Origin of the sequence: Marinimicrobium sp. LS-A18, from assembly GCF_000463525.1 — a bacterium.
GTDB classification, from domain to species: Bacteria; Pseudomonadota; Gammaproteobacteria; order Pseudomonadales; family Cellvibrionaceae; genus Marinimicrobium; species Marinimicrobium koreense.
The window spans coordinates 1,289,373-1,303,870 of sequence record NZ_AWEP01000002.1 but is presented as its reverse complement, the minus strand read 5'-3'; the positions used below and the strand labels follow the sequence as shown (position 1 = coordinate 1,303,870).

13 protein-coding genes are annotated in these 14,498 nt (G+C 55.4%); 8 read left to right on the top strand and 5 right to left on the bottom strand.

What is annotated here, in order from left to right:
* Window positions 1–147 precede the first annotated feature (147 nt).
* The 6 genes from N645_RS0105745 (at window position 148) to N645_RS0105720 (ending at window position 5,018) form a co-directional block, all read left to right on the top strand.
* A complete protein-coding gene (locus N645_RS0105745; RefSeq protein WP_152521622.1) occupies window positions 148–828 on the top strand; it encodes a hypothetical protein in 681 nt (226 codons plus the stop codon).
* A 525-nt stretch (window positions 829–1,353) separates the two neighbouring features.
* The gene (locus N645_RS0105740; RefSeq protein ID WP_024460557.1) at window positions 1,354–2,166 is read left to right on the top strand and encodes a DUF2971 domain-containing protein; all 813 of its coding nucleotides are present in this window, start codon (window positions 1,354–1,356) and stop codon (window positions 2,164–2,166) included.
* A 94-nt stretch (window positions 2,167–2,260) separates the two neighbouring features.
* Window positions 2,261–3,889: an RNA-binding domain-containing protein gene (locus N645_RS0105735; protein ID WP_024460556.1), complete on the top strand. Its 1,629-nt coding sequence runs from the start codon at window positions 2,261–2,263 to the stop codon at window positions 3,887–3,889.
* 252 nt (window positions 3,890–4,141) lie between these two features.
* The gene (locus N645_RS0105730) at window positions 4,142–4,438 is read left to right on the top strand and encodes a hypothetical protein (RefSeq protein ID WP_024460555.1); all 297 of its coding nucleotides are present in this window, start codon (window positions 4,142–4,144) and stop codon (window positions 4,436–4,438) included.
* Window positions 4,439–4,534: 96 nt separating this feature from the next.
* A complete protein-coding gene (locus N645_RS0105725) occupies window positions 4,535–4,768 on the top strand; it encodes a hypothetical protein (RefSeq protein ID WP_024460554.1) in 234 nt (77 codons plus the stop codon).
* Window positions 4,755–5,018, top strand: coding sequence for a type II toxin-antitoxin system RelE/ParE family toxin (locus N645_RS0105720; protein WP_024460553.1), 264 nt, complete (start codon window positions 4,755–4,757; stop codon window positions 5,016–5,018). The genes N645_RS0105725 and N645_RS0105720 overlap by 14 nt, the downstream gene beginning before the upstream one ends.
* An 83-nt stretch (window positions 5,019–5,101) precedes the next feature.
* On the opposite strand, the gene N645_RS0105715 is transcribed toward N645_RS0105720, so the two are convergent.
* On the bottom strand, window positions 5,102–5,929 hold the full coding sequence (locus N645_RS0105715; protein WP_024460552.1) for a MipA/OmpV family protein: 828 nt from the start codon (window positions 5,927–5,929) through the stop codon (window positions 5,102–5,104).
* Between the two features lie 450 nt (window positions 5,930–6,379).
* On the bottom strand, window positions 6,380–8,488 hold the full coding sequence (locus N645_RS0105710) for a TonB-dependent siderophore receptor (RefSeq protein ID WP_024460551.1): 2,109 nt from the start codon (window positions 8,486–8,488) through the stop codon (window positions 6,380–6,382).
* 136 nt (window positions 8,489–8,624) lie between these two features.
* On the opposite strand from N645_RS0105710, the gene N645_RS0105705 reads away from it, so the two are divergent.
* Entirely contained in the window at window positions 8,625–9,065 is a 441-nt protein-coding gene (locus N645_RS0105705; RefSeq protein WP_024460550.1) for a DUF6491 family protein, read from the top strand.
* Window positions 9,066–9,077: 12 nt separating this feature from the next.
* Here N645_RS0105705 and N645_RS0105700 read toward each other — a convergent pair whose 3' ends face one another.
* Complete coding sequence (locus N645_RS0105700; RefSeq protein WP_369755079.1) at window positions 9,078–10,937, bottom strand: ABC transporter ATP-binding protein/permease; 1,860 nt, start codon at window positions 10,935–10,937, stop codon at window positions 9,078–9,080.
* Between the two features lie 86 nt (window positions 10,938–11,023).
* On the opposite strand from N645_RS0105700, the gene N645_RS0105695 reads away from it, so the two are divergent.
* Window positions 11,024–12,226: an MFS transporter gene (locus N645_RS0105695; RefSeq protein WP_024460548.1), complete on the top strand. Its 1,203-nt coding sequence runs from the start codon at window positions 11,024–11,026 to the stop codon at window positions 12,224–12,226.
* Between the two features lie 39 nt (window positions 12,227–12,265).
* Here N645_RS0105695 and N645_RS0105690 read toward each other — a convergent pair whose 3' ends face one another.
* Both N645_RS0105690 and mltF read right to left on the bottom strand, forming a co-directional pair.
* A complete protein-coding gene (locus tag N645_RS0105690) occupies window positions 12,266–12,892 on the bottom strand; it encodes a YigZ family protein (RefSeq protein WP_024460547.1) in 627 nt (208 codons plus the stop codon).
* 52 nt (window positions 12,893–12,944) lie between these two features.
* The gene (mltF, locus tag N645_RS0105685) at window positions 12,945–14,429 is read right to left on the bottom strand and encodes a membrane-bound lytic murein transglycosylase MltF (RefSeq protein WP_024460546.1); all 1,485 of its coding nucleotides are present in this window, start codon (window positions 14,427–14,429) and stop codon (window positions 12,945–12,947) included.
* Window positions 14,430–14,498: the final 69 nt, after the last annotated feature.

Here is a 14,498-nt window from a genome sequence, read left to right as displayed (position 1 = left end):
GAGAAACAGTGCCAGCACACTTTTACACCCAGGGAGGAAGGTATTGTTGTCGGGAGTTGGTTGAGTGTCAGCACTTTACCCCGTGGCCTACCTTGACTCATAAACGTACAGGCTTGATATACAGTTGTTAGATTCTGAGGGGTTTTTTTGGATTTACCACCTAGTTTTTTAGCTTCCATGTTTGGTGCCATATTAGGGTCTCTGTTGGCAGGTGTGGGGTTTCTCTACAGACGTTCTGCTGAATATAAAGATGAATTCCGAGGGCTAATATTCACGCTTCTAGGAGTCTATAGTTCGTTAAGAGCTACGCAAATCCTCAAACCAAGAAATTATCTTGAAGCATGCGCTGAAGTGATGGAGCGTCTAGGCCACAAGAACTTGGCGAAAAATGAAGAGTTTTTCCGGATTATGGAGCCTCTAGTTAAGCCCCAGCTGGAAGCAATGCTATCCCAAGTCAATGGTTGGGATGACGCAGGTTATGTCCAAAAGCTCGAACGAATTGCTCGAAATAATCCCGTGCTAGCACATCGCCTTAAATCTAATTCGCTGCTAATGGATATTATCCCTCAAGTCCGTGAGTATTGGGTTCGTTATTTGGAGATGCTTAGTGATAACGACCTTTCAGCGGAGCATGTTGAGTCTGAACTTCCAAAAATGGAGAGTGAACTTGTCGAGCATCTTTTGGCCGAATTGAGGTCAGATATTCTTAAGGTTTCCAAATCTATTGGTATTATCCAATACGTTAGAGTGAGACGTCTTTTTAATGTCTATAAAAAACGCACTTCTGAGAATATTTTGGAGCCATTATTCAAAAAATTGATTTCATGAGTCATCATACTTATGAACAAAGATCAGACAAGACTTAACCATGCGCTATTTCGGGACAATTCCCTTCCGCTTCGCGGCTCCAAAGTGTCCGAAAAGTTTCTTTTTATGTAACCGTTGCTTGGAAGACGTCGCCCTTTTGAATGTGGTTTTGTTGGATGTGCAAAATTAATTATCTAAATAATAGGCGGAGAAGGTGATGGCAAGAGTAATCGAAGAAAAATTGGAGTACTGCAAAAGGTGTTCTAAAACTACCAAGCATCATCGAAATAATAGTAAGTCAAGCGGGTTTATGCTTCTGGTGCATCTGATTCTGACTGTCGCAACTGTTGGTGTGTGGTTGCTGCTTGTCATCGTATGGAAGATTTTAAATGTGCAGGTCGGTGGCTGGAAATGCAGTGAGTGCGGAAGCTAAGTAGTACATAATAAACGGTTGTTGCTGATCCTTTGGAGTGAACGGCTTTCCCGCTACTGAATGGCTGCAAATCCGCTCCAAAAGCCGGTCGCTAGCTTTTTTGAGAGAGGTTCATGATCCTATACAAGTACATGTCCTTCAATGCCGCTCGGAAGGTGATCGATTCCCTATCAATAGGATTTTCATGCCTTGAAGACTTGAACGATCCTTTTGAGTGCACAGCCTTTGGTTTTCGAGATGGCGATGATTCTATAAGCGCGAAAACAGCCACGGATGCGTGCAGAAACCGCTTCTCGAGAAAATACGGTGTCTTATCGTTGACTCGGCAGCCGTTAAACGCGCTTATGTGGTCGCATTATGGAGACTCTCACCAAGGGGTGGTCCTTGGGTATGATTGTGATTTGGCCGGATTTTCAGACCCGCAAAGCAATGTGATTTCAAGCCAGTATGGAGAGATGATCTACTCAGCTACAAAGCCTCATAAGGATCTCCCTGTGATTGGCGAGCATGAGCTGATGAACATTGGCGGTAAACTTCGTTTTGACTCGAATGCCTACAATTTGATGAAAAGAGCTTTTCTATATAAGTCTCTTGAGTGGGCATACGAAGAAGAAGTCCGTATTGTAAAAAATATTGAAAATATCCCCTTCGGATATCACACAGGTAGTGGTCGATATCGTGAGTGGAATAAAGTAACTGTCTCTGGTCGACCTTTATACTGCCTTGATGTGCCGGAAAACTCGCTTAAAGAAATTTATTTAGGGCGAAATTTATATAGAAATGTTACCAAAGGTGGCTCTGTTACTGACAAAGAGTTGAAGGATGTGCTTCAGTCCTGGGGGAGAAAAGATGTCAAGATGATGCAGTGTGAACCCGATGTTAAATCGTGGAACCTCGTCGCAAAAAAATCTATCAACAAAAGCTAACCCGTGGCTGTTGACGAGCGCACTCGCGCTGGGACTTCGTTATACCGAAAAGCGACGGCGTTGAATGCTTTGTAGGAATAATGAGGGTGGAGTAGTGACACATCCAAAATTCATCGTAGGGAGTTTCGTCGAGGCGTTGGCGGCCTCGCGGTTGATTGAGTCAGCTATAGTCATAAAGCTTTCGAGTGATCCGTTGCTCGACATTCCGGGTGCAGGGGCAATAGTCGGAGGTTATGATTGGCTTGACAGTACTGGGTCAAATACGAGGTATGACTTAGTGGTCCTCGATCTTCCATTGGGGACGGCCCGAAAGAAGATCGAGATGGGCGGCTCAACAATCAGTGCTCGGGGAAGCTGGATAGAGTTGTACAAAGCACTTAACCTGCTTACCTCAAAGGGTTTGTGTGTTGCAATAATGGAGTCGACCGCGCTTGGGATCTCGGAGTGGCCAAGGTTTCAGAAAGCATTGGCGAACGAGGGTTTCTATTTAAATGGTGTCTTTAATGCTCCTCCAAAGCTACTGACTAGATCCGCCATTCGGCCAGTAATTGTCGCGTTTAGTCGACAAGATCGTTCGAGCCTTTTTGTTGCTGAGTTGGGGGATGAGAGCCAAGCTGTCGAAATCGCTCAAGCGTTTAGTCGGGGCGATGAGCCGGAGTCGAATTCTCTGTATGAAGGAATGTCGCTTGCGGATGGGAGATTTGATGGCTTCGAAAGCTTGAAGGCGCGGCTTCAGATTGATCGCCTCAAGACCCAATATAATGACTACAAGAGCTTTGCGCTAGGTGAGGTCTCTCTTGAAATAAATTCGGTTCGGTCCAGAGAGTCGTTCGAGCATAAGGACAATTCGATTTATGTGCCAACTGTCGGGACGTCCCTCGTTACCGACAACCTCTCATCGGTGACGATAAAGCATCACAACCTCATTCAGGTTGTTTTGTCGGATGCAGTCAATAGTCAGTACGCTACAGCCTTCTTTCGCTCCGGGCTAGGCCTTTTGATATTGCGATCTCTGACGCGTGGGACAGTAATACCGCGGATAACAAAATCTGATCTTTCTCAAGCGCAATTTGCAGTTCCAAGCTTAAAGGAACAGGAGGAAATTGTGCGCTCGCATAGCCAGCTTCAAGCGTTGAGAACGGCTATTGCGAACTTTCAAAGAGAACTCGCTCTGAATCCCGGACGTGCCTCCGCAATCCGGGGGCAAGTAGACGGTATGCTGGAAACGATTGGCGGTCTTACCGAAGCAGATAAGGTCATGAGCTTGGCTCGGGAGGGAGAGTCTGAAACCCTTGAGTTTAAGGAAAGTTTCAGCCTTGATGTACGAAAGGGAACAAAGGAAAAGTACATCGAGCTTTCAGCACTAAAGACAATAGTTGCGTTTCTTAATACGAATGGGGGAGTCCTTTTGATTGGCGTGGCTGACTCGGGAGACATTCCCGGGGTTAGGTGCGAGGTGGAAAAGTTTCACAAGAGCACAGATGCATTCCTGCTACATTTTAAAAACCAGCTTAAGCAACGAGTAGGCGAACAAAATTACCCTTATATTAATCATCGACTGGTGGGGCTCGGTAATGCTAATGTGTTGATGGTTGACTGCAAACCAGCGACCTCTCCGTGCTATCTCGACGGTAAAGAGTTTTATGTTCGCACAAACCCAGCTACGGATAAGCTTGAAGGGCCGAAGCTCGTCGAGTATGTGCAAAATCACTTCAAAAAATAAAATCGTATTATAAAAAGTCAGTTATCACGACAACTTTTCCGTTGCTGCTACGCCCTCATTGCATAGTTACGCGTGTTGGCGGCGCCAGTAAAATCAAAAAAGAGATTGATGAAATAATGTTAAAAAACCGCCAGTTCGATAAGTAGATAACCCCCTCTAGCGTTTTATTTCTGAATTGGTGTCGTTGTCGGATTTGGTGCTTTGTGTTTACAGGGTTTTCGGCAAACAGTGTTGCTCATCAGGGAGCCGGTTATGACAAAAGATGACATAGAGCTGTACCTAAAAGCTAAAGACAAATTCTCCTACGCAAACGTCATATACGCGCTGGCGGTACTGATTGCGGCAATGGCGGCTTTGTCGACCTTCCTGCCGGACTTTCATGATTACACGAAGTATTTAGTGTTGGCGGCGTTCATTATGGGAACCTCCACATACGGCGCAGACTCGCATCGCTATGTCTCAAGGGCAACGCTGCTAAAAGTTCTGGAGCGACAGATCAACGCCGACCCAGAGGCGTTGGAGTACATCGCGCAAAGAAAAGCCCGTTAGTCGCCTCTCTCCATTCCGGACTTTACGCTGGTGACGCTTGACGCTTTGATGTCATGACGCTATAGTGCGTCAATGTCGTTATATCTGGAGAATTCCATGAGCGAGCCATCGAAGCGTTCTACGGTTTATTTTGACCCTCAGTTACATGCGGCGCTGCGGCTGAAGGCGGCGCATACGCATCGTTCTTTATCCGATATCGTTAATGATGCGGTTCGCGCGGCATTAGCGGAGGATCAGGAAGACCTGGCGGCGTTTGAGGAGCGGGTATCTGAGCCAACCATGAGTTATGAAGCTTTGCTGAACGATTTGAAGGCTCATGGCAAACTATAAGCTTGTTTTCAAGAAATCCGTTTCGAAAGACCTTCGCTCAATCCCCAACAAAGACGTTGCTCGCATTCTTCAGCGGGTGGAGGCGTTGCAGGATGATCCTCGCCCGGTCGGCAGTGAAAAACTTTCAGGGCAGGAGCGCTATAGAGTCCGGCAGGGTGTGTACCGAATCATCTATGAAGTGGTGGATGAGCTTCTTGTTGTAACGGTTGTGAAGATTGGCCATCGAAAGCAGGTTTACAAGCGCGGCTGATGCCGCCATCAATTGCCATTCCTTCCGTTGTGCAATTGATGGCGGGTACACGCTGAGCGTTGCCAGGTTGGCAGCGCCGTCCGTTAGAACACGTAAATAAACCCAATCCCCACTTCGGCTTCATAGTCACTACGCGCGATGGGACTATCCTGAATATCGCTACTGAAATGCTCATAGAGCACCTCACCGAAAATCTGCCAGTTCTCACGGATGTAGTTACGGTAGGTGTAATTCAGGCCAATTGAGCGAAAACCGCCGCTCAGTTCCGTCTCGGCTAGCCCCGAGGCAGCGGACTGCGCGGGGGTTATGCCAAATTCGGTATTGGCGAGATCGCTGTCGTGGTACACCGCAACAATCGCCAGTTCAGAGCCGGTGCCGTCCATCTGGTCGCCAAAGCGGCGACCCACGCCGAAGATGCCCAGGGTTCCGTTGTCGCTGGTGACCAATCGACCATCCAGCCAGTAACGCCAGTCGGCGTCGAACGCCCGGCGCGCTTGCAGGGCGAATTCGACCGACTCATCAGTAGCGCCGAGTCCATCCAGTCGCCCGTCATCGGAGTCGCTTTCCTCTCGACCCTCTTCGAAGCCCACAACGGCCTCAAATAGCCAGGTGTCCGAGCGAAGGCCGCGCCATCCGAGCGCCTCACCGGCCCAGAAGAAGATATCGTCGTCGTTGCGCCATTGCACGGCGCCCGCTGGATCGACTTCGACGCCGAATTCATCGGACCCTTCGTAGGCCGTTTCGTATTCAACAGCCAGTCCAAGGCCGAAGGCGAAGCCATCTTCACCCTGGGTGAAGTCGTCAATCGAGGGCAGGGGCACCAGGGCGGTGTTTCCGTCCTGCGCCAGTGCGGGTTGCAGAAAAAGGGCCTGTAGGAGCGCGGCCGATAGTAAAGCTGTAGACGTTTTCATGTAAGTGTCCCCCCGTATGTAATGGCATAGCACGATTGCTCAGACGACACGACTTTTACGTACGATTTTTGGGAAAAGATTACCTGCCATTACTTCTTTCAGTGTATACCAGGGTAGGGCCGTCGGCTGGGAATCGAGCGCAGAGGGGAGGTGGGGCCTGGGAGGTGTCGGGCGGGTGCCAGATCAGCGCTTAGCCTGATAACGGGCCCGACTTATGCGCTACAGTTATCTGTATCCGGTTCCGGAGCGTAAACAGAGCCAGCAAGTCATTCAATCGGAGTCTGATGTGAACCAACCTGTATCCAAGCCGGAATCACCGCACCGTCTACCCTGTCGTGGCTGTCTGCCGACCTGCAAGAATTTTGATCGCTGTGAGGGCAAGCCCTGGCGGGTGTTTGTACCGCCAGCTTCCAAGAAGTAGCGCCGCGTCCCTGCGGCGCGAGGAGGGGATCAGAACTGATAGCGGACCCGGCCAACCACCGAGCGGGCTTCGCCGGGGAAGCAGTCGCCCCGAGCGAGACAGGTGGCCTGGAACTCTTTATCGGCGACGTTGCGGGCGTTCAGGGTCAGGTCCCAGGGGCCGGTCTGGTAGCCGATCATCAGGTCGCCCAGGGTGTAAGAGGGCGTGCGAAGTTGATCGATGCCGTCCCAGCTCTCGCCCACGTAGCGAATGCCCGCACCGGCTTTGAAGCCTTCGAAACCGCCGGGGCGCCAGGTCAGCCAGGTGGACGCCTGCCGCTCCGGTACGCTGGCCAGTCGATAGCCTTCGGCGCTCTCGGTATCCAACTGGCTGGCGTTGAGCTCAAGGCTCAAGTCACCCATGAACACAATACCTTCCAATTCCACGCCGGTGATTGAAGCCTCGCCTCGTTGTTGCTGATACTCGCCCACCAGGGAGCTGGGGTCGTTCAGGTTGGACTGGGTGATATCAAAGTAAGCCAGGGTGACCATGGCAGGGAAGGTGCTCGGCTGGTATTTGAAACCGGCTTCCCACTGTTCGCCTTCCTGCGGCTCGAGCGGTTCGCCGCGACCGTTGGTTCCGATCACCGGATCGAAGGATTCGGCGAAGCTCACGTAGGGCGACAGTCCATTATCAAACTGATACAGGGCGCCGACACTGGTGCTGACCGCATCGTCACTCTGGGAGCTGGTGCCGCTGTTGGTTTCGGTATCGTCGAAACGTACCCCGGCGGTGATGCGCCAGTTGCCCACGCTGATCTGGTCATTGATATACAGGCCCAGGTCCTCGGTGGTGCTGTCCGGTGAAGCGGCGTAGGTAAACTCGCTGGCGGGGGGAATATTGCCGTATTGGGGGTCAAACACGTTGATCCAGGTGCTGTCATCCAGCACGGTTCCGGTTGCCACATCGTAACCACGGGCATAGTCATAAAAGCCGCTTTCACCCAGAGTCACATCCTGATATTGGGTGCCGATCAGCACTTCGTGGAACAGGGCACCGGTCTGGAAGTTGGCGCGCAGGCGGGCGTCCAGTGCCGCCTGTTCGGAGGTGGACTTGCTGCCATAGAAGGAGCGCGGGACCAGCCCGTCGCCGTACAGGCTGCCATCGGGATTACGCACGTAGCGATCGCCGCCGATGAACGCGGTCCAGGCCTGTTGGTAGTCGGCCTTTGCATCGGTGTAGCGGGAGGTCAGCTCCAGGCTCCATACCGAGTTGAATTGGTGCTCGGCCAACAGGGTGAACGAGGTGGTCTCGGTGTCGTAGTAGTTGAAGTCCGGATCGCCGGTGTAGGTATCGTTGTCGATAAACTGGCCGTTGGGTGCCGGCAGCAGGGTGCCATACACCGGCAGAAACTGGGCGCCGACGTCGCTGTCCGTTTCGGTGCGGTTGAGCAGGGCGGTGACCCGGGTCTGCTGGTTCGGCTGCCAGGTGATTGACGGTGCGAATACCCGGGTATTTTCATCCACCTGATCGACCTGGGTGTCGGTATCGCGGTAGACGCCCACCACACGATAAAGCCACTGTTCATCTGAATCCATGGCGCCGGTGCTGTCGAACGCCAGTTGCTGGCGATCAAAGCTGCCCAGTTCGGCCAGGAGTTCGTGCGCGGAGTCGGCTTTGGGCAGCTTGCTCACCACATTGACAATACCGCCGGGAGAACCCTGGCCGTACAATACCGACGCCGGGCCTTTGAGAACCTCTACCTGTTCCAGGGTGTAGACGTCCGGGCGGGTGTTGTTGTAATTGCCAAACAGCGATTGCAGACTATCCTGATACTGAGGCACGTCCAGGCCCCGGACCTTTACCCAGTCGCCCCGGGTGGCAAAGCCGTAGGTTTTTCCATAAACACCGGAGGAGTAGGTGAAGACATCGTCCAGGGTGATGGCGCCCTTGTCGATGATGTCCTGCAGTCCTTCAATCGACACCGAGCGAGCGGTTTCCATGATCGGGGTATCGGACTTCAGGGCGGAATAGCGGGACAGTTGCCCCGTCACCTGAATTTCCTGGATTTCAGGGGTAGCAGACTGGGCGTGGGTGTAGCCGGGAGCCAGCAGCGAGCCCACGGCGACGGCCAACAGGGAAGGACGGAACAAAGACACAGTAGTGATACTCCTAAGGTGTGTTGAACAGAAATACATGACAACGATGATGCAAATGATAGTGATTAACATTTAAAGGGTCAAGAGAAATGATTTCTTGCGCCAGTTTGATGTCGATGATTCAGAGAGGTGAGCTATGAAACTATGGAAGCTGTGCGCCACCGCGCCGCTGTTGGCCGCGCTGTCCGCCTGTACCACGACCGGTGAGTCGGTCCCGTCGTTTTATGACGTGCTGGCCGAGACGGCGGGGCAGAATGGCCGTGCCTGCGTCCGTCACAGTGATATCCGGGGCTATGGCGTTCTGGATCACGACGTGATTTCCATCGACGGGCGGCGCAATTATTACCTGGCTACGGTGATGCCGGGCTGTAACGCGCTGGATACCTCCCCGTCCGCGCTGTTTGAAGAGCGCTTCAGCGAGGTGTGCGGGGGTGGCATGCACAAGGTCTATGCCGGTGGTGATCACTGTACGATCCGGCAGATGTACGAGTTCGAGAACCGGGAGGCGGCATTCGAGGCGCACCGCAACGCCGTCGAGCGTTACGATGCGCTGCGCGAAGCCGCTGAGCAGGAGTGATACGGCTCGGGGTCACTCCCCGTTGATCGGCCCCGGCGCTTTCTCGTGTTCTGACTGCTGCAGAGCCCAAAGCTCGGCGTAGCGCCCGCCGCGCTGCAGCAGTTGGGCATGATCGCCCTGTTCCACCAGTGTCCCTTCGTCCAGAACCAGAATGGTGTCGGCGTCGACAATGGTCGACAGCCGGTGGGCGATGACCAGGCTGGTATGCCCGGAAGACACTTCCCGCATGGCGGCCACAATGGCGGCTTCCGCGCGGGAGTCGAGGGCGGAGGTGGCCTCGTCAAAAATCAGAATCGGTGCACCCTTGAGCAGCACCCGGGCGATGGCGATGCGCTGCTTCTCGCCACCCGAGACCTTCAGTCCCCGCTCACCCACCAACGTCTGATCCCCCAGGGGTAGGGCGGCAATAAAGCCGTCCAGGTGGGCCATGCGAATGGCCCGATCAATGGCTTCATCCGAGGCCGATGGGTTACCGTAAGCGATGTTCTCCCGAATGCTGGTATTGAACAGAACCGTGTCCTGGGGAACGATGGCAATAGCCCGGCGCAGGCTGTCCAGGGTCACTTCGCGAATGTCCTGGCCATCAATGGTGATGCGACCGTCATCGATGTCATAAAACCGGTACAGCAGTCGGGCGATGGTGCTTTTCCCGGCGCCTGAGGCGCCGACGATGGCGACTCGTTGCCCGGCCTGCACTTGAAAGTCCAGGCCTTTGAGAATCGGCCGATCGGTGTGGTAGCCAAACGACACCTGGTGAAAACGCACCTCGCCCCGTTGCACCGTCAGCTCGCGAGCGTCGGGTGCATCTTCAATGCTAGGTTCGCGTTGCAGTAAGCCCAGCATGTTTTCCAGATCCGTTAGCGCCCGGCGCATTTCCCGATACACAAAGCCGAGAAAATTAAGCGGCATGAACAACTGGATCATATAGGCATTCACCATGGCCAAATCGCCCAGAGTCATGTTCTCGTCGATGACCGACTGGGTGGCCATGATCATCATTCCGGTGATGGCGGCGGCGATAATCAATGCCTGCCCGGAGTTCAAAGCCAGTAGCGACAGACGGTTTTTGAGTTTGGCTTTTTCCCACTGTTCCAGAAAGGTATCGTAGGTCTGGGCCTCAAAGGTCTCGTTGTTGAAATACTTCACCGTTTCATAGTTGAGCAGACTGTCGACGGCGCGGGTATTGGTGGAGGAGTCGGCCTGGTTGGCCTCGCGCACAAAGCGGGTGCGCCACTCGGTGGTGACCACGGTAAAGCCGATGTAGATGATCACCGCCACCAGAATGATCAGGGCGTACCAGACCGAGAACGCAAAGGTAAAAATGGCGGCGACCATGACGATTTCAAACAGGGTCGGCACGATATTGAACATCAGAAAGCGCATCAGAAAACTGATGGCACTGGTGCCGCGCTCAATATCCCGACTGATGCCGCCGGTCTGCCGGCTCAGATGGAAGTTCAGCTCCAACCGGTGCAGGTGTTCGAACACCCGCAGCCCGATCCGGCGCATGGCCCGCTCGGTGACCCGGCTGAAGATGGCGTCCCGCAGCTCGCCGAAGAATACCCCGCCAAAGCGCAAAAACCCGTAGATCAACAGAAAGGCGATGGGCAGCACCAGCTCGGGCTGCAGGCTTCGGTCCACGCCATCAATGATATGCTTGAGCGCCCAGGGCATGGCCAGCGTCGCCCCTTTGGCGGCCAGCAGTGCCATAATGGCCAGGATTACCCGCCCTTTAAAGTCCCAGAGGTAGGGCCAGAGATAACCCCATACCTCCCGCAGGTTCAGGCGGGGTATGCTGGCGTCTCGTGGTGGTGTTGGTCCGTAAGGGCGGCGCATTTGAAGCTCTCGGTTGCGGGTAAGCTGTGTGCGCATGATGCCAGCTTGGGTCAAAAAAATCTTTGCCCGCGTCCGGATTGTGATGCTGGCAAACAGGAATTCAAAATGATGGAGAACGACGAGTGACAGGATCTGAAACGCGCCGGGAAATACTCAATATTGCGATTCTGGTGGTCAATCAGACGCTGTTTATGGTGGCGGCCATTACCGTGATGACACTCAGTGGCGTGGTCGGTGGCCGACTGAGCGACACTCCTTCACTGGCCACATTGCCGATTGCCCTAACTATGGTTGGCGCGGTGGTGTCCACCTTGCCAGCGTCGCTCTTCATGAAGCGGGTAGGGCGCCGCCCGGGCTTTCTGGTGGGGGCACTGCTGGGTGGATTGGCCGGCAGCCTTCTGTCATTCTGGTCCATTGTGGAGGGCACCTTCATCGGTTTTTGCCTGGGTAACTTGCTGGTGGGGCTGTATCAGGGTTTTGCCATGTACTACCGGTTTGCCGCAGCGGATGTGGCCCGTCCGGCGATTCGCAGTCGCGCCATTTCCTGGGTCATGGCCGGGGGTGTCGCGGCGGCCTTTCTCGGCCCGTGGAATGCCAGTGCCAACTATGAGTGGCTGACCTCGGTACCCGATGGTGGGCCCTATTTGGTGATGGCGTTTCTCGCGGTGCTGGCGAGCCTGTTGTTGGCCCTATTGCGCGTGCCGCCCCAGGGTGAGCCCCAGGCCGACGACGTGGTGCGGCCCATGAGGGACATTGCCGGGCAGGGTCGCTTTAAGGTGGCTGTGCTGGCCAGCGCGGTCGGCTACGCGATCATGATTCTGGTCATGACCGCGACGCCTTTGGCCATGCTCTCCAAAGGGTTCGAGATGGGGCAGGTGGCCACGATCATGCAGTGGCATGTACTGGGTATGTTCGTGCCCTCGTTCTTCACCGGAAGCCTGATCGCCCGGTTGGGGCTTTATCGGGTGCTGATGGCCGGTGCCGGGGCGCTGCTTCTGTCGAGCGCAACGGCGGCCTCGGGGGAGAGCTTTGCCCACTTCTGGGTGGCCCTGGTGTTGCTGGGCATCGGTTGGAACTTTCTGTTTGTCGGCGGCAGCGTGATGTTGGCCGGCACTCACTCGGAGTCCGAGCGGGGCAAGGTTCAGGGGATCAATGACCTGATCGTCCTATCGTTGGTGGCGATCGGTTCGCTGCTGGCGGGCACGCTGTTTCATCTGTGGGGATGGATGGTGTTGAACCTGACCATGGTGCCGTTGGTTATCGCTGTGGTGGTGGCGCTGTGCGTCTGGCAGATACGATCCTCGGCGCCGGCGGTATCCACCTGAGTTGACCGGGGCGCGGCACAAAACCGCGCCCCGCACCGATTATGGCTGCCACTGAAATTGGCCGCTGGTCAGCTGCTGAACCTCGTCCTGTAACACCCCCACCTCGGCCTCGGGCACGGCGAGGGTCAGGCGAACCTGTTGTTGGTAGTCGACTTCAATGACGGCCAGTCCGCGCTGTTGGGCGCAGTGTCGAATCCGCTCCTCCAGAGCGAAGTCCACGGTAATGCTGATCTCGGTGCTCGGGGTGATCTCTCGCCACTGGGCGAGATCCAGCGCCTGGGATACCGCGCCGCCGTAAGCGCGCACCAACCCGCCAGCGCCGAGCTTCACGCCTCCGAAAATCCGCACAATCACCGCCAGGGTATCGCCTGCGCCGCGCTGGGTCAGCACATGCAACATGGGTTTGCCCGCCGTGCCGGAAGGTTCACCGTCATCGCTGAACGCCTGACTGCGCGGCTGATCCGCCGGGCCCAGAATATAGGCCCAGCAATAGTGGGAGGCGCCGGGTTGGGACTGGCGCAGTGCCTCGACATGGGCCAGTGCCTGCTCGCGCTCCTGAACCGGAAACAGGTAGGTGTGGAACAGGCTGCGCTTTTCTTCCAGTGTGTGCTGACAGGGTTCGGCCAGCACACGGTAGGGGGCTTGTGGGGGAGGGGTATCGTTCATGGCGCCATTAAACCATAAATGGCGCCCGCTCTGGTGACCGGTGGTAACGGAGTCAGAGCACCGACAGGGGCATATTCAGCGTGCGGTTGCTGCTGACTTTACGCTGGATGCGTTGCTGTTCGGTTTCCGCTTCCTGCGCGGCAAGCTGTCGCTGTTCCTGCTGCTGATGCCAGGCGATGATGCTGTAGAAGTTGCGGATGTTGCGCACGTAGGTCACCGGCTCCCAGCCGCGGGCGTAGCCGTGTCGGGTGTACTTGTAGTAGGAACGCTTGGCGAGTAGCGGCAGGTGTTCGCGCACATCCACCCAGCGGTCCGGGTTGCCGCCCAGTGCCTGGGTAATCTTGCGGGCGTCTTCCAGGTGGCCCATGCCCACGTTGTAGGCCGCCAGTGCCAGCCAGGTGCGGTCTTCACCCTGGATGCGCTCGGGAAGGCGGTCGTACAGGTTGCGGAAGTATTTGGCCCCACCGTGAATGCTCTGCTTGGGGTCGATCCGGTTGTCGATGCCCATGTCGCTGGCGGCGGCCAGGGTCAGCATCATCAGGCCTCGCACGCCGGTGCGGGAGCGGGCGTTGGGGTTCCAGTGGCTTTCCTGATAGCTGATCGCGGCGAGCAGCTGCCAGTCAAGGTCAAACTCGTCGGCGGCTTCCTGCAGCAGGGTCTGCCACTGAGGTAGACGTTTTTCCAGCCGGTAGGAGAACAGCAGGGCACCGCCAGTGGTGACCTCATCAATGTGGTCGTAGAACCGCTCGCTGATGGCCGCCAGGGTGCCGTCCTGTTTGATTCGGTTCAGATATTCCTCGGCCGCCTGGTACAGGCTTTCATCCCGACTGCGGGGAAAGGCCCAAGCCAGCTCCTGAGGTGCGCCCAAATCAAACGCCGCTCGGGCTCGGGGAAAGGTGTGCCGATTCAGTTCATAGGCGTTGGAGTCGACGATGGCATAGTCCACCTCACCGCTGTGTACTTTTTCCAGCAGGTCGATCATTTCCACCGAGGAGGACTCACGCCAGGTCAGGGCCGGGTAGTGAGTCTTGATGGCCTCCAGACGTTCGGCGTGGGAGGAGTTGGCGATAACCAGAATGTCTTTGCCGATCAAGTCCTCGACCGAACGGGGCGCCGGAGTTCGGCTGTTATACAGCACCTGCTGGCGGATGGTCATATAAGGTTGGTTGAAGCGCACGCGCTGGCGGCGACGCTCGGTGATGCTCAGTCCGGCGGCGGCAAAGTGGGTCTGGCCCCCGCCGACCTTGTTGAGCATGGCATCGAGGCTCTCTTCATCTTCAATCACCAGGCGCACGCCCAGTTCATTGGCGAACTGCTGTAGCAGCAGGTATTCAAAACCGGTCTGGCCGTGAGGGCCTTCATAATAGGTGGTGGGGCCATTGCGGGAGATCACACGCAGTTCGCCCAGGGCGTAGACACGCTCGAGGGTGGTGGGCAATTTGCTGCCGACCAGAAGCAGGCTGACGCTGATGACCGTCAGGCTGAAAATATGTTTGGCGGCCGCCTGGATAAGGCGGGGGGTTTTGCGGACTTCCATTGACGGCTTCTCCTCTCCGATGTTGTCGGATGTGGCGCCAGATCCCATCTGGCCCGTGCAAAATTTGCG